The organism is Streptosporangium sp. NPDC051022 (assembly GCF_040683035.1).
In the GTDB taxonomy this organism is placed as follows: Bacteria; Actinomycetota; Actinomycetes; order Streptosporangiales; family Streptosporangiaceae; genus Streptosporangium.
Map to the genome: position 1 here is coordinate 189,155 of NZ_JBFBCF010000013.1, position 17,900 is coordinate 207,054.

The following is a 17,900-nucleotide window of genomic DNA, read 5'->3' on the forward strand; positions in this document are numbered from 1 at the left end:
CCGATGTGGCGGTCGCCTCCTCGGCGAGAGGCACAACACGGCTCCAGCCGAACGGTATTCCGTGAAGGCGGTAATTTGCGGCCCGGGGGACACAAACCACATCGGCACGATCACTCTAACGGACGTACGCCGGTGGTTATTCCGCACCCGTGCTCGCGGCGTGTCCTGCCGGAGCGGGAGCGGCCCGCCCCATGCAGGTCACGCCCCTGACGGGGGCCGCCGATCACCCGCGAACATCGCCCCCGCGCCCCCGCGGCTCCGGCGGCTCCGGCGGACGCGCGAGCGCGTGGGGACCGCCGTCGGCGGGCCCGGCCGGGGCGTCGCCGGGACGTATGCTCCAAGGGCGGGACGCGTCCTGCGATCACGCGAAGGGGCGGAGGGGCACGGGTGGAGACCGAGCGTCTGATCATGCGCAGGTGGAGGCGTGCCGATCGGGAGCCGTTCGCGGCGCTGAACGCCGACCTCGAGGTGATGGAGCACTTCCCGGCCCCGCTCGGCCGGGAGCAGTCCGACGCCCTGGTGGACCGGATCGAGGCGGGTTTCGACGAGCACGGCTACGGGCTGTGGGCGCTGGAACTGCGGGCCACGGGGGAGTTCATCGGCTTCACCGGGCTGGCCTGGCAGACCTTCGAGGCGCCGTTCACCCCGGCGCTGGAGATCGGCTGGCGCCTGGCCCGCCCCGCCTGGGGGTACGGCTACGCACGCGAGGCGGCCGCGGCGGCGCTCGCCCAGGGGTTCGGCGTGACGGACCAGCCGGAGATCGTCTCCCTGACGGCGGTGGGCAACCTGCGCTCCCGGGCGGTGATGGAACGCCTCGGCATGGTCAGGGACCCGGCCGACGACTTCGACCACCCCAGGGTCCCCGAGGGGAGCCCGCTCAGGGCGCACGTGCTGTACCGCATCGGCCGCGACGCCTGGCGGACGGCCTCCGCGGCATCGTGACGGGGGCGCCGCGCCCTGCCGGAAGAGCGCGGCGCCGGCGGCTCACAGCGGCCTGGCGGGGGGCAGGGTGATCCTGTCGACGGCCTCGCGGCGGCGGCGTTCGGGGCGGCGGTCGTAGCGGGCCGTGGTCGCGGGGGAGGAGTGGCCGACGAGCGCCTGGGCGGTGGCCAGGTCCACGCCCGCGTCGAGCAGCTCTCCGATGAAGGTGCGCCGGAAGTCGTGCGGGGTGCGCGGGGCCGCCCCGGCCTGCGCCAGCCGCCTGGACAGGACGTCGGCGACGGCCTGCCCGGTCATGGCCGCCGGTCCGGCTCCGTCGGCGCGCAGCCGTAGCGAGCCGTACCTGCCGATCGGGCAGAACAGCGCTCCCGCGGCGCCGCCCCGTACGGCCAGCCAGCGCTCCGTCCGGCTCATGGCCTCGGGGGTGAGGTAGACCATCCGCTCCTTGTCGCGCTTGCCGCGCACCCGCAGCGAGCGTGATCCGGGGTCGTAGTCGGCCAAGGTCATCCCGGCGATCTCGGCGCGGCGGCAGCCGGTGGAGTAGAGCACGGCCAGCAGGGCGGCGTCGCGCACCCCGGAGGGGGAGTCGTCGCCGTCGCACGCGGCCAGCGCCGCCCCGACGACCTCGGGCGGGATGTGCTGGCCGGTGGGGAGACGGGTGTGCGCGACGGTCGGCAGGTCCGCGGCGCGGTGGTACTCCTCGGCGGTCATCTGGCCCAGCCGCCAGGCCTCGCGCAGCACCCTGCGCAGCGCCACCAGATGTTTGTTGACGTAGGCGGGGGACCAGCCGCGCTCGGTCATCAGGGCGCGGATGCGCACGGTGTGCTCATAGCGCAGCAGGTGCCAGGGCCGGCCCGCGCCGGAGGAGACCTCGTCTCCGGAGACGAGGGCGGCCAGCCGGTCCAGGCAGCCGCGCATGGCGCGGCGGGACTCGGGGCTGGACAGGGAGTCAAGGTACACCCGGTAGGGGTCCCGGGCGGGTTCGACGCTGCTGCGGGGTGGTTCGGGTACGGCCGGCGCGCTCACCGTGCCGACCCTACCGGTTATTACTGATCTACATTGTAAAGGCGCCCGGTCGGTTCGAAAATGATCTTGAACAGAAAAAACACCCCCGCATCCACGGAGAAAGGCACGGCCGAGGTCGTTCTCGCCGTCGCTGTCAGGGGTGGGGCCCTCGTCTCCATGGCCGTTGCGTCAGATCGGTCGTGGGAGGCCAAATCTCGCGGGTACGAGCTCGTTCGCGGCGGGACGGCGCGGGTCCCGGGACCCGCGCCGCCTGTGCCGGTGGTTCAGCGGATTCGCCGGGCCGCTCTGCCTCCCAGGTGCAGGAATGCGATCTCACCCGTGTCGTCGCGCAGGAAGCGGCCGACGGTGTGCTGCGGGTCGGTGGCGATCGTCACGTCGTCGCAGCCCTCGACCAGTGCGAGCGGCATGTCGGGCATGCCCTCCACGCCGGCGGTCACCAGTTCGGGGCGCAGCACGAAGCGTGCCGTCAGTTTCTCGTCGACTTCGAAGGTCCACTGTCCCGCGTCGTAGCTGCCCGCGTATTCCGGTGTGGGTTCGCGCAGTGTCAGCCGTAGGGTCTGCGGTTTGGCGTCGAGGAGGTGTTCCAGGCACCAGTCGGTCACCAGTTTGCCCAGGGTTTTGCCGGGGGCGGAGTTGGTGAGCGTGGTGACGGCGAAGCCGTGTTCGGGTGCCAGTACGAATGTGGACAGTTGCAGGTTGCCGATGTTACCGCCGTGGGTGACCATTCGTACGCCCGCGTGTTCCTCCAGGAGCCATGGCAGTCCGATGCCGGTCCAGGGTGTGCCGACCTGGACGTGTTCTTCCTGCATCAGTTCTCTGGTGGTGGCTTTGAGTGGTTCTTCGCCGTTTGTGCCCAGGTGGAAGGCGGCGTAGCGGAGTTGGTCGCGTACCGAGGACAGCAGTCCGCCCTCGGGCATGCCTTCGCGGAACAGTCCCCATGTGTGTGCGGTGTGCGGGCCGTCTTCGCGTACGGCGTGGCCGACGGCGTGTGGTCGTGTCGCGGCCTCCCAGGGGAAGAAGAAGCTGGAGTTCATGTTCAGGGGGGTGAGCACGATTCGGCTGATGGCGTTCTCGTAGGGCTCGTCGCACACGACCTCGATGATTCTGCCGAGGAGTCTGAATCCGGCGTTGTTGTAGGAGGCGAGTGTGCCGGGTGGGAAGAGTTGGGGCAGTTGGTGGTAGGTGTCGATCGAGGCGGCCAGGGCGCCGGTGTCCCAGCTTTCGCCGTCGTCGATGTCGCCGAGGAATCCGCCGGTGTGGGTGAGCAGGTGGCGGATGGTCAGTTTGTCGGCGGCGTGTTCGTCGGCGAGGCGGAGGCCGGGTAGGTACTGGCGTACGCGTCCGTCGAGGTCGAGCCGGCCGCGCTCGACGAGGTGCATGATCGCTGTCGCTGTGATCGTTTTGGTGGTCGATCCGATCTGGAACAGTGTGTCGCCTGTCACGGGGGCCGGTGCGTCGACGCTGGTGACGCCGGTGGTGAGGATGTGGTCGGTGCCGTCGAGGAGTATGCCGACGGCGGCGCCGGGGACGTGGAGGGTTTTCGCCTCGTTGTCGAGCAGGCTCTGCAGGTGGTTGAGGTCGGCCATTCGTTCATCCTGCTGGTGGTGGGGGTGGTGGGCTTCGTCGGTTCGCACCATTTCCGTGGTGTTGTTCATCTGTGCCGCTCGGCGCCGGTGATCAGCGCCGGTGTGTCCGCCCTGTTGTTCGATGGGTTTCTTCGTCGGTGGGGAAGGTTCGGGTCAGCAGGGGTACGAGCAGGTTGTCGACCAGGTCGGTCAGGAAGTCGTGGTCGAGCGGCTGGCCGAGGATCGTCCGGCGTATGATCTGGCCCTCGGCCACCTGGTGTGCCAGTTGGGTCGATGTGTGGGCAGGGACCTCGCCGCGGGCCGCGGCGCGTTCCACGATCGTCCGGAACGGTCCCCGGTCCTCGTCCGCCACGTGTGAGCGCAGGGTCTCTGCCAGGTGGGCGTCGGTCCGCATCGCGTGGACGAGCCCGGTCATCATGAGTGGACCGCAGGGGCCGGGCTACGGTGTCGAGGCCGAGGTCGACGACGTGATCGCCGTCATGGAGCACACGGGTTCGAGCCTGGTCTTCGGGCACAGCTACGGTGGTCTGGTCGCCCTGCACCTCGGGTTGCGGAGAGGGGTGGCCGCGCTGATGGTGTACGAGCCGGGGGTGAGCATCGGGGGGTCGTTCGACGCCCGCTGGCTGCCGTCTTTCACCCACCTGCTGCAGGAGGGCAGGCATGTCGCGGCGATGACGGCCTTTCTCAAGGGCACCCGGCTGGCCCCCGTCGGGAACGCGCCGGCGCCGGTGTTCCGCGTGCTGGCGTTCTTATTGTTGCGCGGGGCCGGTGGGCGCGACGCGCGGGCGATGATGGCGACGACTCCGGCCGAGATCGGGGAGATCGCCCGTCTTGACTCCGATGGCGCCAGGTACGCGGGTGTCGCGTCCCCGGTGTTGCTGATGGGCGGTGAGAGGTCGCCCGCCTACCTGACCGGCGTGCTGCCTCGTCTGGCGGGGGTGATGCCCGACGCCCGGCACGTGGTCTTGCGTGGGCTGGACCACAATGCCCCCGACCTGAACGCGCCCCAGGTGGTCGCCGGGCGGATCCGTGCCTTCGCCCGGGGGCGGCTTCCCGAAGAGCGGCCCCGGTAGCGAGGACGACCCGGTGTGCCGCCGGGGCCTGTCATCCCAGTCTGACGGCCTGTTTGAGGAAGACGATGCCGTCGATCGTGTCGAGGTGGGCCGGGTCCAGCGGGAAATAGGCGAAGTCGCGGGAGGTGCGCGGGGCGGGTTTCGCGATGGTCTCGGCCAGGCGGCGGGCGTCGATGAGAGAGTGGTCCCACGGGAGCGTGGACAGGATTCCCTCGACGGTGTCCGGGGGCGGGGCGTCGTCGCCGGCCGTGCCGAGGGCCGAGGCCAGGAAGGCGTACCGGTCTCCCAGGTGCGCCGCGGTGATCGCCCCCGCGCTCCACCACTCCAGCAGCTGGTCGCCGAGCGGCATGAGGCTCTTGTTCCGCTGCAGGTGGAGGTTGTGGGTGAAGACCAGGGCCGGGCCGTGCTCGGTGACGGCGCGCAGGTTGGCGGCCATCATCGCGTCCCGCAGGGCCGACAGTCGCGTCACCCGTGCCGGGGACGTGTCGGCCATCCAGTGGTGGTAGCGGAGCAGGCCGACGGCGGTGCGTCCGTACAGTGCCGCGCGCTCCCTGTCCTTCGCGCTCAGTCGTGGCGTCTGGGTGTCGAGCAGCGCCACCAGGTCGTCGGTGATCAGTCGCAGCCGCCGGGCGTCGGCGGACTGGCCGATCGACTGGGAGGGGTCCATGACCGTGGCCTCGTTCGACCATCGGTCGTCCGGGCCGAGCAGTGTGTCGAGGGTTTCCATGGTGTGGGGGAGCGGGCCGTCGAGGAGGGTGTGGAGGGCGGTGAGCGCCTGGCGCGGGCTCGCCGCCCAGTACTCCAGCGGGCCGTCGAAGCCGAAGAACCGGAGCTTTTCATCGTGTTCCTCGTTGTAGGCCCGCATCCAGCGTACGAGCTCGCGGTTGGCCGGGATGGTGCCGAAGTTGTGGCTGAAGCCGCGTTCCATGACGTCATCGAGCGTGCCCGCGCCCGTGGCGATGTGGTCGTCCACCACGAGGCCCTTGAGGCAGTCGCTCTCGATGGCGAACGACCGGTAGCCCTCGTGCTCGACCAGGTGCCGGAAGATCTCGTTGCGCAGCTCGCCCAGCTCTCCCACGAAGTGCCTGGCCTCGCCCAGGCCGAGCAGCAGGGGCTTGGCGGGAAGCGAGTGCAGGAACGCCGAGACGCCCGCGCCGTCGAGTGGCCGGGCCGTGTCCTTGATATCCATGCCTTCAACGGTATCGTTGAACTCTCGGTGTAAACTTTGCCGGGGAAATTTCCGCTTTCATCGTGATGGACCTTCAATCGGTGATGCATCCATGAGGCCGGTGGACCTGGCGCGCGAGCACGGTCTGTCCACCCAGGCGATCAGGAATTACGAGGACGCCGGCATCCTGCCCGCCGCCGAGCGCACCGTTCACGGCTATCGCACCTATACGCCGCTGCACGCGCAGGCCCTGCGCGCGTTCCTCGCCCTCGTGCCCGGGCACGGTCACCAGTCGGCCGCGTCGATCATGCAGGCGGTCAACCGGGGTGCCGTCGAGGACGCGCTGCGGCTCATCGATGAGAGCCATGGCCAGCTCCTCGGCGACCGCCGCACCCTCCAGGCGGTCGAGGCCGCGCTCCGTGATCTGGCGCCTGTGCCGCAGGAGCGTGGCGACATGTTCGTCGGTCCCCTGGCCGGGAGGCTCGGCGTCCGTCCCGCCACCTTGCGTAAGTGGGAGAGGGCCGGGCTGGTCCGGCCGCGCCGCGATCCGCGGACGGGCTATCGGATCTACAGTGCGGACGACGTGCGGGACGTCCGGCTGGCCCACCAGCTCAGGCGGGGCGGTTACCTGCTGGAGCAGATCGCCCCGCTGATCGCTCAGGTTCGCTCCGCCGGAGGTGTCGCCCCGCTGGAGTCGACTCTGCGTGACTGGCGGGCCCGCCTGTCCGCCCGGGGCCGCGCGATGCTCCAGGGTGGCGGAGCCCTGGACGCGTACCTTCGCGCCCGCGATTCCGGGTGTCGGTAAGAGTCGTGCAGCCAGGTACACGCGATTGAGTTAGCCCAGGTCAGCGATGCCGCTGACGGACCGTTACGGGATCTTTCTGGGATCGCCCGACGTAGATGATCGGCTGCGGTCAGTATTGGTCCGGATTCGTGGGGTATGCGGCGGCTTGGCTGACCGCTTCGCGAGAGAGCCGGATGCCGCGTGGCGCGTGTGCTGGACGAGAACGAGCTCGTTGGGAACTGGACGCCGGTCGGGGACGAGCTGGATCAGCTATCGGGCCGACGGGGCGCGACGAAGCTCGGGTTCGCGCTTCTTCTGCGGTTCTTGGACTCCACCCACTTCTCGGCCTTCGATCAGAACATCTTCACCGAGTGGCACTCCCGCTATCGCAGGGCCAAGCGCGGTGTGCTGATCTACTGGACGGTCGAAACCGGCGGGTCCATGGCCGTCCACTCCCAGCTGATCTCCTGCTCCGCGTCCGAGGTGCACGCCATGGTCGAGGGCGCGATGCGGCACGGCATCGACATGGAGATCGAGCAGAACTTCGTCGACTCCCACGGCGCCTCGTTCGTCGGGTTCGGGATCACCCGGCTGCTGGACTTCGACCTGGTCGCCCGGTTCAAGCAGATCAACAAGATGAAGTTGTGCCTGCACATCCTCCAGTCGGCGCTCGGCCTGATCAACACGCTGATGATCCAGGACACCCTCGCCCTACCCAAGTGGGAGAACGTCCTGACCGACGCCGACCGGCGCGGGCTCACCCCGCTGTTTCACACCAACATGACCCCCTACGGTGAGATCCAGCTGCGCACCGACCGGCGCCTGGACCTCACCGACCTGCCGACTGCATAGCGCCGGACCGCTCGCCCGTCCGGCCGTGCCGGGCGGGTTCGACCTGGACGACTTCGCCACCGAGACCGCCGCCGGCACTGTCACCTGCCCGGCCGGGCACACCGCCTACTTCACCGGTAACACCGGCAAGAACGCGCCAGCTTCGGCACGGTCTGCGACGGCTACGGCCCCGGTGCACCACCGCCGAGGCCTCCGGGCGAGCAACTCCAGGAAACATCCATGCCGGTACGGTATGCCGGACCTTCCCGCGTACCGGCCGGTCCGGCCGCCGGATGCCGGTCACAGGTCTGCCCCACACGGCGCAGGGCACCGGTGACCGCTCACCGGGCCCCGCGCGGTCGCGGGCTCAGGTCACGGTGAAGGTGAGCGGGCCGCCCAGGGTGGCGTAGGCGTCGTTGTACAAGTACCAGGCCGCGTAACGGCCCGGTACGGGCACGCTGCCGGTGTCCAAGGTGACGCTGCCGGCGGCGTTGGGCGCGTACGCCCAGGTGAAGGAATTCTTCTTCCCTATGGTTGCGCCGCCGTCATCGGGGTAGATGCCGACCCAGTTCCTGCTGCTGACATTGCCCGGCGCGGTGGAGTAGCGCACCTTGAGGGGCGCGCCCTTGACCACAGTGGGCGTGTTGGTGCGGAGGGGAACCCCCGGGCCGAACGCGACGCTGCACGGATGCCTACCGGCGGCGACCGTGCCGGTCACCGTGTTGGTGGCGACGTCGATGACCGACAGTGTGTCGGTTAAATGGTTGGGGGTGTAGACGAACGTGCCGTCCGGGGAGGCAGCGAGTGGGCCGGCCTCCCAGAGCGGGATGGTGGCCACGACCTTGTTGGCGGCGGAGTCGATAACTGATATCGGGCCGTCGTCGCAGCTGACGTAGACGCCCGCTCCGTCGGGGGTGATCGCCATGCCGTAAGGGGGCGATCCCACCCCGATGGAGCGGCTGATTGTGTTGGTGGCGGTGTCGATGACGTGCACAGCTTTGCTGTGGTTGCCGGCCACGTACACCCGGGTGCCGTCGGGGTGCATCGCCAATCCTCGGCACAAACCGTTGTTCGTGGGCACGGTGGCGATAGCCGTGTTGGTCGCGGTGTCGATCACCGACACACCGGTGTCATCCCGGGTGGCGTAGATGCGGCTGCCGTTGGGAGTGACGGCCATGTATTGCGCACCGGCGACCGGAATCCTGGCGCTGACGGTGTTGGTCGCGGCGTCGATCACTACGATCACACTCGTACTCTGGCCGGCAACATACACGTTCCTCCCGTTGGGGGAGACGACGAGCGTTGCGCAGCGAAACGCCTCCTCGACCGTGGCGGTGACCGTGTTGGTCGCCGTGTCGATCACGGACACGGAATTGTAGTCAGGGTTGGTGGCGTAGGCGCGGGTGCCGTCCGGGCTGACCGCGACGTCCGATGGACTAGAAAAACCAAAAGCAGCAGTCCGGATGGTCGCAGTAGTGGCGCCCGTCGCGGTGTCGATCACCGACACCGCGCGGTCACCGACGTTGGCAATGTAGGCCAAACCCCTGGCGCCCGTTGCCGCTATTGGAAATGCCATGGACTTCTTCGCCTTCCTCTGCGCGTCGATGCAGCCCAGCACGCCGTCACGTATCCGGATCTGCGTATATAGCTACACCAAGGGAACCCACGACCGGCCATCGCAGACCACACGAAATCTGAGACAGCTGGGCCAAAGCATACGTTGACGGATAGAAATGATCCATTGCTTCCTCATGGCGGAAAACCGGCAACGATGGAACCGCGCTCCGGTGCCGTCGCGACCCCCTGGGCGCCGACGCGGATCTGCGGGTCGCCGTCCTGGCCAGTCCCCTGCCATTCGACGACGAGACGTTCGACAACGTCGTCGCATCCCTGGTGCTGCACTACCTGGAAGACTGGGGACCGACACTGGCCGAGCTGCGGTGCGTGCTGAGACCCGGCGGCCGGCTCCTCGTCTCGGTCCACCACCCTTTCGGCATCGCTCTCCACCAGCACATGGCCGGGGAGAAGCCCAAGTACTTCGAGACCCGCAGCCGGATCGACGAATGGACCATGGGCGGGCAGACCGCCCAAATGAGGTTCTGGGACCGGCCGCTGCACGCGATGACCGACGCCTTCACCGCGGCGGGCTTTCGCATCAGCGCCATCAGTGAACCACCGTTCACGCCGGAAGCCCGCGACGTGTTCCCCGAGGAGTTCCGCGAGATCACCGGCACGAGGTTCCTGTACTTCTTGTTCTTCGTTCTCGAAGCCGGCTGACGATGCCTCGTAACGATCAATCGTTCGTGACTTAGCGCTTCAGTGGGCGATTCCCGCCCACTGAAGCGCTAAGTCACACTGAGCGTGGCCTCGGAACTTCGGGCCTAATCCAACGCGCCGATGCCGCCCTCCCATTTCAAGCTTCTGATATCTCTCAGTATCAGAAGCCAGCCGCAGGCTCAGCTTCTGATATCGCGGCCCTGGGCTACGCTTCGCCCAGCGAAACCACTTCTGATATTGCGAGGGTCATGCGGGGCGGCAGTACCAAGCGGTACCCGAGGCGTTCGCCACCGTTCACGCCGCCTACACAGCGGCGCTGAAGCGGGCCCCGCTGGACGGCGACACCCGCCGCGCCTACGGCTCCCGGGTCCGAACCTTCCTCGCCTGGCTCAACACCAGTGGCCTGGACGGCGACCCGCTCACCGACGCCCACGACCGCGACTTCGCCATCCGCGACTACAAGACCCACATGAAGACCGTGTTGCACCGCGCGTCGAACACCGTCAACGCCCACCTCACCGCGCTGGACCACTTCTTCGCCCAGCTCGGTCTCGGCCCCGCCGTGGTCCGCCGCGACGACGCGCCCAAGCTCGCGCCCCGCGCCCTGGACGCCCGCCAGCAGAAGCGCTACCTGCGCGCCGTCGAACGCCGCCCCCTCGCCCGCGACCGCGCCTCCTGGCCCGGCGCCGACACCCCGGCGCTGTTCCTCAACCGCCGCGGCGGGCGTCTGTCGACCCGGGCGGTCGACCAGCTCATGGACGAACTCGCCGCCGACGCGGGCGCCCTTGCCCTGTCCGCCCACATCCTGCGGCACACTTTGGCGACCAACCTGCTGCGCGCGGGCGTCGACGTCGTCGTCGCCGAACTCCTCGGCCATGCCCGACTCGACACCACGCGCCGGTACACCCTACCCACCCACGCCGACGCGGAGCTGGAGCGGAGCTGGAGGGGCTGGGGCTGACCGGTCAGTGCGGGGGCGGGCCGAATCCTGCGTTTTCGTGGCTGTCGTATCGCTCGAGCAGGGCCTCGGCGCCGTTTTCGAGGATCCGGGCCGCGTTCGCCGCGCGGGGAAGCATGGTCTTTTCGTAGGTGCCGACGGCTTCGCCGATCGTGGTGGAGCCGGCCAGGGCGAGGGCGAGTTCGCAGCCGTCGAGCATGGCCAGGTTGGCGCCGACGCCGAGCGGGGGCATGAGGTGGGCGGCGTCGCCGAGCAGGGTCACGGTCGGTGTGTGTTCCCAGGTGTGCGGGACGGGCAGGGCGAACAACGGACGATCGACGTACGGCCCGTCGTTGTCGGTGATCATCTGGAGCATGGGGGGTGACCAGCCGGAGAAGGCGTCGAGCAGCCGGGCGCGGATCCCTGCGGTGTCGCCGGCGTGCAGCCCGCCGGCGGTGATCCAGTCGGCGGGCAGGCGCTGGATGATGTAGACGCGGATGTGGTCGCCGCTGTTGCGCTGGGCGAACAGGGCGCGGTCGCCGTCGGCCGCGGCGGCGCTACCCTGGCCGACGAGCGTGGCGAGGCCGGGGTGTGCGTTCTCGACGTCCTGGAACCAGGCCTCCAGGAAGCCGACCCCGGTGTACCGCGGTGCGGCCGGCGACACCGCCGGGCGGACCCGGGAGAACGCGCCGTCGGCGCCGATGACCAGGTCTGTCTCGATGGTCGTGCCGTCGGGGAAGTGCATCCGTCGCGGGCCGTCGGCCGGGCCGCTGACCTTCTCGACGGCGTGGTCCCACCGTACGGTTCCCGGCTCCAGCGAGTTGAGCAGCAGATCGCGCAGCAGGCCCCGGTCGATCTCGGGTTTGAAGAGTTCGTCTTCGGCCGGGATGTGGTGGCTCAGGATCCGCCCGGCCGGATCCAGGCGGCGCATCTCCTGTCCCTCCGGGCGTGCCAGCCTGAAGAACTCGTCGATCAGGCCGGCCTCGCGCAGGGCGAGCTGCCCGTCGTGGGCGTGCAGGTCGAGGGTGCCGCCCTGGTTTCGCGCCTCCGGGTGCGGGTCGCGGTCGTAGACGGTTACGGGGATGCCGTGTTTTTGCAGGATGCGGGCGCAGGTGAGGCCGCCGGGTCCTGCTCCGATGATGCTGATTCTCGCGGTGGCGGGTGCTGGTGGGTTCATGGCTGTCCTGTCGTTCATGACTGTGTGCGAGCCGTGGCGGGATTGCGGGCGCGTCCCCTGTGGCGCGGGGGCGGCGGGCTGTGTCGGCCCGCCGATCCCTGTGAGGTCGTCGCGGCGGGGTGTTCGGGGCATCCGGTCGCGTGTCGCGGCTGTTCGTGCCCGTCGTCCCTGGGATCCCGGGATCCGGGGGGGATCCCGTCACCCCAGAAAAGCAGAACGAGTAAAAAAGTGCAACAAGTCAACTAATTGTCGGCGACCACTTTTGGGGTAGGGTGTGCGCATGGACAAGCCACCTGCCGTCGGCCGCCGCGAACGCAAGAAGGCGGCCACCCGTCAGGCGATCGCCGACGCCGCCCTGCAGCTGTTCCTGGAGCGGGGCTATGACCGGGTGAGCATCAGAGACATCGCCGAGGCGGCCGATGTGTCGACCACAACGCTGTTCAAGCACTTCCCGGGCAAGGAGGCACTGGTCTTCGACCGGGACGAAGACCGGGAGGCGGAGTTGATCGCCGCGGTACGTCGGCGCCCCGCCGGTCAGGGCATCGTCGACGCGCTCCGCGAGCACGTCCTCACGTCCTGGATCCCGGTCGCGACCCACCCGCTCCGGGCCGAGTTCACCGGTCTCGTGGACTCCACGCCGGCGCTGCGGGAGTACGGCGAACGTATGTGGACCCGGCACACCGCCGCCCTCAGCGCGGCCATCGCCGATGACGCCGGGGTGAGCCACGACGACATCGCCTGCCGGGCGCTCGCCCGGTTCGTGCTGGAGATACCGGCGCTCGCCCAAGGCCGGCAGGATCCTCGAACGGCCGTCGAGGAGGTCTTCGACCTCCTCGCGCACGGCTGGCGCCCGCTCGGCTGACGTCTTGCGGGGGCCGTGGACTTAGACGTCACGCACCGGTTCATGGACGTCGGTGTCCAGGTGACGCGGGGAGAGGGGCGGCGGGGGTGGGGCGGGACATCATGGGGCCACGTGATGTGAGGAGACCCCGGATGCCCTACAACTTTGACCCTGAGCTCGCTCCGTTCGCCGTCGATCTGCTGCCCGAGCACGATCTGCGCGACACGGTGACCTCCAGAGAGGTGCTCAAGGAGTTCTTCAGCTCGATGCCGAACGGTTTCCCCGACACCGTGGTGGTGGAGGACCGGGAGATCCCGGGCCCCGCGGGGCCGGTGCGGGTGCGGGTTTACGCTCCGCGTGAGCGGGCCGGGGAGGCGGCGCCGGCCATGGTCTTCATCCACGGCGGCGGGTTCATCGTGGGGCAGGTGGAGATGGGCGACGCGCTGTTGTCGTCCCTGGCCGAGAACATGGGTGTGGTCTCGGTGTCGGTGGATTACCGGCTCGCGCCGGAGAATCCGTACCCGGCGGGGGTCGAGGACTGTTACGCCGCGCTGGTGTGGACCGCCGAGCACGCCGACGAGCTGGGGATCGATCCCTCGCGGATCGCGGTGGGCGGTGAGAGCGCGGGGGGTGGCCTGTCGGCCGCGGTCGCGCTGCTGGCCAGGGACCGCGGCGGTCCCGCGCTGTGCCTGCAGTACCTCGGCATTCCCGAGCTTGACGACCGCCTGGAGACCACTTCGATGCGGCGGTTCGTCGACACTCCCGGCTGGAGCCGCGACAAGGCTGAGATCAGCTGGGACTTCTACCTCGGTGAGGCGCACCGGCCCGGTGACGCCGATGTTCCGATCTACGCCGCGCCGTCCAGGGCTGAGGACCTGTCGGGGCTTCCGCCCGCGTACGTGGTGGTCTGCGAGTTCGATCCGCTGCGCGACGAGGGGCTGGCGTACGCCTCCAAGCTCGTTCAGGCCGGTGTCCCGGTCGGCCTGCAGATGTATCCGGGGACTTTCCACGGTTGCTCCTGGGTTCCCGACGCCCAGGTTTCCCGGCGAATGCAGGACGATCTCGTGTACGCCCTGCGCCGCGCCTTTCACCCGGCGCCTGCCGGCTCTCAGGTGAGTGCCTGAACGAGTCGGGCGCCCGGCGGGTCCGGGCGTGACGGCCGGGGCGGTATGCCCGTACCACCCCGGCCGGTCGAGGTAGACCGCCGTCGTCGGCGATCAGGTGGCGCGTGACCGCTTAGCCTGCGGTCAGTCCGTGGCGAGAAAGTCGCGGATCTTCGCGGCGACGCGGGGGTAGTCGGGGCCGAACCAGATCATGTGGCTGTCGGCGCGGCTGTCGACCAGTTCGGCGTTCGGCATCGCCGCCACCAGGGACTCGGCGTGGGCGAAGGGCACCGACCGGTCGTGGCGGGTGGCGATGACCAGCGCGGGCTGCCCGGCCTCCGCGGCGCAGTCCGGTACGGGGAGCATGTCGGCGACGAAGCCGTGGCCCGAACGCATCGCGGTGAACAGCCCGGTCAGCGTCGCCCGCTCGGCGGCTGACAGGCCCGCCATGAGCCGGTGGACCGGCAGGACCGACAGCTGACGCAGCAGCACGCGCAGCCCCAGCGACGGTGCAGTCCGGAGCAGGGACCGCATGATCACCCAGGTGCCGGCCTCCAGGCGGGCGTTGAACACCACCCGGCCGCCCAGCCGGGTCAGCCGGTCGGGCCAGGGCAGGAACCCGACCGCGCTTTGCAGGATGATGCGCTCGACCAGGTCCGGGTGGCGGGCGGCCAGGGTCAGTGCGGTGCGCCCGCCGGCCGAGATGCCCACGACCGCGGCGAGGCGCCGGACGCCCAGGCTCCGGCACAGCTGGGCGGTGGCGTCGGCGAAGCCGGCCGGCGTGGTTCCGGTGGTCGGCGGTGTATGTCCGTAGCCGGGGCGTGAGGGCGCCAGCACCGTGAAACCGGCGTCGGTGAAGACCTCCTCACCCAGTGCCAGTCCCGCCCGCATGTGACCGCCGTGGAAGACCGCGACCGTCCTGGGGCCGTCGCCCTCCAGCCGGTACTCCACCGGGCCGGCGGGCAGGCGTGCGACGGTGGTGGCGCGCTCGGGGAAAGCCGCCCGGAAAGCGGGCACCGTGACACCTCCGTTCGGGAGAGGGAGATCACGCCTCCGGCCGAAGGGCCGGTCGGCGGCGAACGGACAGCAGCTGCTTGATCGGCAGGTGGAACGTCTGGTTCGGCGCCCTGGGCATCGGCCCCGCGGGCAGGTCGAATTCCTGCAATATAGCCAAAGTGTCGGCACCGGCGGCGCGTCACGTGAGCGCCGGCGCTCCGGCCGTCGACGCGTACCTCACCCGGGCGACCGTCGCGCGGACGTCATCCACGCCGGACCGTGGCGGCCGCACCTCTCAACGGGTTCAACGGGTCCTGGTCAAGTCCGTCTGACCAGCGATTTCGCGGGAATGAACCAGGAGGCGCGGCCGGTGGGGCCGCCTGCCGCCGCCGCTCCGGGTACGGGGCCCGGATTTCGTCACCGCGGGGATCAAGGAGATCCATCATGCGTGGAGCAGTTCTGTACGCCCCGGGGGAGATCCGCGTCGAGGATCGCCCGGACCCGGTGATCGCCGAGCCGACCGATGCGATCATCCGCCTGTCGGCCACCTGCGTGTGCGGCTCGGACCTGTGGCCCTACCGGGGGGTGGAGAAAGTCGACGGGCCCGCCCCCATGGGGCACGAGTACGTCGGCGTCGTCGAGGAGATCGGTGACCGGGTCACCACCGTCAGGCCGGGACAGTTCGTGGTCGGCTCGTTCTTCGCCTCCGACAACACCTGCGAGATCTGCCGGGCGGGCTACCAGAGCTCGTGCGTCCGCCGCGAGCCGATGGGGGCGATCGGAACCCAGGCCCAGCTGGCGCGCGTTCCGCTCGCCGACGGCACCCTGGTCGCCACCCCCGAGCCGCCTCCGGCCGATCTGGTCCCGAGCCTGCTGGCCGCCTCCGACGTGCTGGCCACCGGCTGGTTCGGCGCCGTCGCCGCCGAAGCGGGCCCGGGCAAGACCGTGGCCGTCGTCGGGGACGGCGCGGTCGGCCTGCTCGCCGTACTGGCCGCCGGACAACTCGGCGCCGAGCGGATCATCGCGATGAGCCGCCATGCGCCCCGGCAGGAACTCGCCCGTCACTTCGGCGCCACCGACATCGTCACCGAACGCGGCGAGGAGGGCGTGGCGCAGGTCAAGGACATGACCGGCGGGCTCGGTGCTCACAGCGTCATCGAGGCGGTCGGCACCCAGGAGTCGATGATGCAGGCCATCCGCTCCACCCGGCCCGGCGGCCACGTCGGCTATGTCGGGGTCGCCCACGGCGTCGAACTGCCCGGCCAGGAGCTGTTCTTCTCCCACGTGCACCTGCACGGCGGCCCGGCCCCGGTGCGCCGCTTCCTGCCGGAGCTGATCGGGTTGATCTGCGACCGCGTCATCGACCCGGGTAGGGTCTTCGACCTCACTCTTCCCCTGGAGCGGGCGGCCGAGGGTTACGAGGCCATGGACGAGCGCCGTGCCGTCAAGGTGCTGCTACGCCCCTGACCTCCCCGAGGCGCGCATCCCCGGGGGTGCGGAATTCGCCGCCGGGAACGCGGTGAAGGCGGGGTCGAGGCCGGCGGCGGGACGAGGCACCCACGCCCGGCGTGGTCGTCGGCCGGGCGGCTGACAGCGCGCTGAGTGCGGTTTGTGAGCGGCGGGCTGGAGGGTGAGGTCGTCCGACTCACCCATCACCCGGAGGAACGGGTCAATGTCCCAACGTGTTTTCTCACCCGATCGCGCGGTACGGCCGCGCCGGCCGCGCACGGTCACGGCTTCGGCGCCGGCGGCGGGCCCGGCCGTGACTCCGGCCATGAGCCTGACCGTGACTCTGGCCGTGAGTCTGGCCATGAGTCTGTCCATGGCCGCGGCGTTCCCGGCCGCCGCCGCGGCCACGCCGTCCGCGGCCTGGAGCGGCACCGGGGTGCAGCGCGCCCAGCTGCAGCAGCTGGCGCGGAAGCTGGTGGACGCCGGGGCGCCCGGCGTGATCGTGCGGGTCGACGACGGCCGCGGCCGGCCGGTCGAGATCGCCGAACAGGCCACCTGGACCAGACGGGATCACCTGCTCAAGGCGGGGGACGAGTTCCGGGTGGGGTCCAGCACCAAGACCATGATGGCCACGCTCCTGCTGCAACTGGTCGCCGAGGGCAGGCTCGCCCTGACCGACCCGGTGGAGAAGTGGCTGCCGGGCAAGGTGCCCAACGGCGAGGCGATCACGCTGCGCATGCTGCTGAACCACACCAGCGGCCTGTTCGACTACACCGAGGACGCCGCGCTCCTGCCGTCGTTCCTCGGCACGGATCGGCGGCGGTGGAGTTCGGCGAAGCTGCTCGACGTGGGGGTGAGGCACGACCCGCTGTTCGCGCCGGGGACGAAGTGGTCGTACAGCAACACCAACTACGCCGCGATCGGCGCCGTCCTGGAGCGGGTCACCGGTGCGGGCCTGGCAGACCTGGTCCGGGACCGGATCGCCCGGCCGCTCGGTCTCCACCACACCTACTACGCCACGGACGGCACCTGGCTCGGCCCCTACGCCCGCGGCTACGAACCGGACGCCGCCCACATGCCGCCGGCCGTACCGGCCGAGTTCAGGAACTTCGCCGGGACGCGCCGCCACGGACACGTGGACGTCTCCGGCAACGACCCCGGGTGGGGCGGGGCGGCCGGGGCGGTGGTGTCCACCACACGGGACTGGTCCCGGTTCCACACCGCGCTGATGTCCGGCGAGCTGCTGCCCGCAGCCCAGCTGGAGCAGATGCGCACCACCGTGCCGGTGGACCCGCGCCGGCCGGACGGGCCCGGCTACGGGCTGGGCATCCAGACCGGCGCCCATCCGTGCGGCACGTTCTGGGGGCACGACGGCGGCATCCCCGGCTACCTCACCGTCAGCGTCACCGACCGCACCGGTGGCCGCACGGCGACCGTCCTCGTCTCGACGGAGTCCTGGATCGAGTTCGAGGCCGACCCGAAGATCGCCGAGGCCGCCCAGGCGCTCCAGACCGCCGCGATCTGCACGATGTTCGGCAAGCCCGTGCCGGCCGCGGCTCCCGCTAGCCGACCGGCACGCTGACGGGCGCTGCGACGGGCGCTGCGACCGGGGCGGTGACCGGGGCGGTGACCGGGGCGGTGACCGGGGCGGTGACCGGGGCGGTGACCGGGGCGGTGACCGGGGCGGTGACCGGGGCGGTGACCGGGGCGGAC

At 70.2% G+C, this 17,900-nt stretch carries 17 protein-coding genes; 10 read left to right on the forward strand and 7 right to left on the reverse strand.

The annotated features are described in order from the left end of the window. Positions 1 to 387 precede the first annotated feature (387 nt). Positions 388 to 942: a GNAT family N-acetyltransferase gene (locus tag AB0N02_RS22365; protein ID WP_363949603.1), complete on the forward strand. Its 555-nt coding sequence runs from the start codon at positions 388 to 390 to the stop codon at positions 940 to 942. A gap of 42 nt (positions 943 to 984) precedes the next feature. On the opposite strand, the gene AB0N02_RS22370 is transcribed toward AB0N02_RS22365, so the two are convergent. The 3 genes from AB0N02_RS22370 to AB0N02_RS22380 all read right to left on the reverse strand — a co-directional run bounded on the left by AB0N02_RS22370 (position 985) and on the right by AB0N02_RS22380 (position 3,969). Then, on the reverse strand, positions 985 to 1,965 hold the full coding sequence (locus tag AB0N02_RS22370; RefSeq protein ID WP_363949606.1) for a tyrosine-type recombinase/integrase: 981 nt from the start codon (positions 1,963 to 1,965) through the stop codon (positions 985 to 987). A 263-nt stretch (positions 1,966 to 2,228) separates the two neighbouring features. Next, positions 2,229 to 3,602: a serine hydrolase domain-containing protein gene (locus tag AB0N02_RS22375; RefSeq protein WP_363949609.1), complete on the reverse strand. Its 1,374-nt coding sequence runs from the start codon at positions 3,600 to 3,602 to the stop codon at positions 2,229 to 2,231. A 40-nt stretch (positions 3,603 to 3,642) separates the two neighbouring features. Further along, a complete protein-coding gene (locus AB0N02_RS22380) occupies positions 3,643 to 3,969 on the reverse strand; it encodes a TetR-like C-terminal domain-containing protein (protein WP_363949611.1) in 327 nt (108 codons plus the stop codon). Here AB0N02_RS22380 and AB0N02_RS22385 point away from each other — a divergent pair. Next, positions 3,968 to 4,624 carry an alpha/beta hydrolase gene (locus AB0N02_RS22385; protein WP_363949613.1) on the forward strand — a complete coding sequence of 219 codons (657 nt, stop codon included), beginning with the start codon at positions 3,968 to 3,970 and terminating at the stop codon, positions 4,622 to 4,624. The two genes, AB0N02_RS22380 and AB0N02_RS22385, sit on opposite strands and share 2 nt — an antisense overlap. Before the next feature lie 31 nt (positions 4,625 to 4,655). Here the strand turns inward: AB0N02_RS22385 and AB0N02_RS22390 are convergent, their stop codons facing one another. Then, complete coding sequence (locus AB0N02_RS22390; protein ID WP_363949615.1) at positions 4,656 to 5,813, reverse strand: erythromycin esterase family protein; 1,158 nt, start codon at positions 5,811 to 5,813, stop codon at positions 4,656 to 4,658. 91 nt (positions 5,814 to 5,904) lie between these two features. Here AB0N02_RS22390 and AB0N02_RS22395 point away from each other — a divergent pair, with 91 nt between their 5' ends. After that, positions 5,905 to 6,597: a TioE family transcriptional regulator gene (locus AB0N02_RS22395; protein ID WP_363949617.1), complete on the forward strand. Its 693-nt coding sequence runs from the start codon at positions 5,905 to 5,907 to the stop codon at positions 6,595 to 6,597. Between the two features lie 180 nt (positions 6,598 to 6,777). Beyond that, the gene (locus AB0N02_RS22400; RefSeq protein WP_363949619.1) at positions 6,778 to 7,428 is read left to right on the forward strand and encodes a Tn3 family transposase; all 651 of its coding nucleotides are present in this window, start codon (positions 6,778 to 6,780) and stop codon (positions 7,426 to 7,428) included. A gap of 346 nt (positions 7,429 to 7,774) precedes the next feature. Here the strand turns inward: AB0N02_RS22400 and AB0N02_RS22405 are convergent, their stop codons facing one another. Then, positions 7,775 to 9,025: a DUF5074 domain-containing protein gene (locus AB0N02_RS22405; RefSeq protein WP_363949621.1), complete on the reverse strand. Its 1,251-nt coding sequence runs from the start codon at positions 9,023 to 9,025 to the stop codon at positions 7,775 to 7,777. A gap of 203 nt (positions 9,026 to 9,228) precedes the next feature. Here AB0N02_RS22405 and AB0N02_RS22410 point away from each other — a divergent pair, with 203 nt between their 5' ends. Both AB0N02_RS22410 and AB0N02_RS22415 read left to right on the forward strand, forming a co-directional pair. Next, entirely contained in the window at positions 9,229 to 9,684 is a 456-nt protein-coding gene (locus AB0N02_RS22410; protein ID WP_363949731.1) for a class I SAM-dependent methyltransferase, read from the forward strand. A gap of 469 nt (positions 9,685 to 10,153) precedes the next feature. Then, a complete protein-coding gene (locus AB0N02_RS22415) occupies positions 10,154 to 10,645 on the forward strand; it encodes a tyrosine-type recombinase/integrase (RefSeq protein ID WP_363949623.1) in 492 nt (163 codons plus the stop codon). A 4-nt stretch (positions 10,646 to 10,649) separates the two neighbouring features. On the opposite strand, the gene AB0N02_RS22420 is transcribed toward AB0N02_RS22415, so the two are convergent. Beyond that, on the reverse strand, positions 10,650 to 11,798 hold the full coding sequence (locus tag AB0N02_RS22420) for an NAD(P)/FAD-dependent oxidoreductase (protein ID WP_363949625.1): 1,149 nt from the start codon (positions 11,796 to 11,798) through the stop codon (positions 10,650 to 10,652). A gap of 280 nt (positions 11,799 to 12,078) precedes the next feature. On the opposite strand from AB0N02_RS22420, the gene AB0N02_RS22425 reads away from it, so the two are divergent. After that, a complete protein-coding gene (locus tag AB0N02_RS22425) occupies positions 12,079 to 12,660 on the forward strand; it encodes a helix-turn-helix domain-containing protein (protein WP_363949627.1) in 582 nt (193 codons plus the stop codon). Positions 12,661 to 12,791: 131 nt separating this feature from the next. Continuing rightward, complete coding sequence (locus tag AB0N02_RS22430; RefSeq protein WP_363949629.1) at positions 12,792 to 13,763, forward strand: alpha/beta hydrolase; 972 nt, start codon at positions 12,792 to 12,794, stop codon at positions 13,761 to 13,763. Positions 13,764 to 13,886: 123 nt separating this feature from the next. Here the strand turns inward: AB0N02_RS22430 and AB0N02_RS22435 are convergent, their stop codons facing one another. Next, complete coding sequence (locus AB0N02_RS22435) at positions 13,887 to 14,759, reverse strand: alpha/beta hydrolase (RefSeq protein WP_363949631.1); 873 nt, start codon at positions 14,757 to 14,759, stop codon at positions 13,887 to 13,889. A 423-nt stretch (positions 14,760 to 15,182) separates the two neighbouring features. Between AB0N02_RS22435 and AB0N02_RS22440 the strand changes: the two genes are divergently transcribed. Together AB0N02_RS22440 and AB0N02_RS22445 are read left to right on the forward strand one after the other, a co-directional pair. Beyond that, positions 15,183 to 16,205 (forward strand): zinc-dependent alcohol dehydrogenase family protein, encoded by a 1,023-nt coding sequence (locus AB0N02_RS22440; protein ID WP_363949633.1) that lies wholly within the window; start codon positions 15,183 to 15,185, stop codon positions 16,203 to 16,205. Between the two features lie 307 nt (positions 16,206 to 16,512). After that, on the forward strand, positions 16,513 to 17,769 hold the full coding sequence (locus AB0N02_RS22445; RefSeq protein WP_363949635.1) for a serine hydrolase domain-containing protein: 1,257 nt from the start codon (positions 16,513 to 16,515) through the stop codon (positions 17,767 to 17,769). Positions 17,770 to 17,900 lie beyond the last annotated feature (131 nt).

Bases quoted from the DNA above. Each gene is read 5' to 3' on its own strand.
- AB0N02_RS22375 (WP_363949609.1), bottom strand. From the start codon at position 3,602: ATGGTGCGAACCGACGAAGCCCACCACCCCCACCACCAGCAGGATGAA.
- AB0N02_RS22385 (WP_363949613.1), top strand. From the start codon at position 3,968: ATGAGTGGACCGCAGGGGCCGGGCTACGGTGTCGAGGCCGAGGTCGAC.
- AB0N02_RS22380 (WP_363949611.1), bottom strand. From the start codon at position 3,969: ATGATGACCGGGCTCGTCCACGCGATGCGGACCGACGCCCACCTGGCA.
- AB0N02_RS22390 (WP_363949615.1), bottom strand. From the start codon at position 5,813: ATGGATATCAAGGACACGGCCCGGCCACTCGACGGCGCGGGCGTCTCG.
- AB0N02_RS22395 (WP_363949617.1), top strand. From the start codon at position 5,905: ATGAGGCCGGTGGACCTGGCGCGCGAGCACGGTCTGTCCACCCAGGCG.
- AB0N02_RS22415 (WP_363949623.1), top strand. From the start codon at position 10,154: ATGAAGACCGTGTTGCACCGCGCGTCGAACACCGTCAACGCCCACCTC.
- AB0N02_RS22420 (WP_363949625.1), bottom strand. From the start codon at position 11,798: ATGAACCCACCAGCACCCGCCACCGCGAGAATCAGCATCATCGGAGCA.
- AB0N02_RS22425 (WP_363949627.1), top strand. From the start codon at position 12,079: ATGGACAAGCCACCTGCCGTCGGCCGCCGCGAACGCAAGAAGGCGGCC.
- AB0N02_RS22430 (WP_363949629.1), top strand. From the start codon at position 12,792: ATGCCCTACAACTTTGACCCTGAGCTCGCTCCGTTCGCCGTCGATCTG.
- AB0N02_RS22440 (WP_363949633.1), top strand. From the start codon at position 15,183: ATGCGTGGAGCAGTTCTGTACGCCCCGGGGGAGATCCGCGTCGAGGAT.
- AB0N02_RS22445 (WP_363949635.1), top strand. From the start codon at position 16,513: ATGAGCCTGACCGTGACTCTGGCCGTGAGTCTGGCCATGAGTCTGTCC.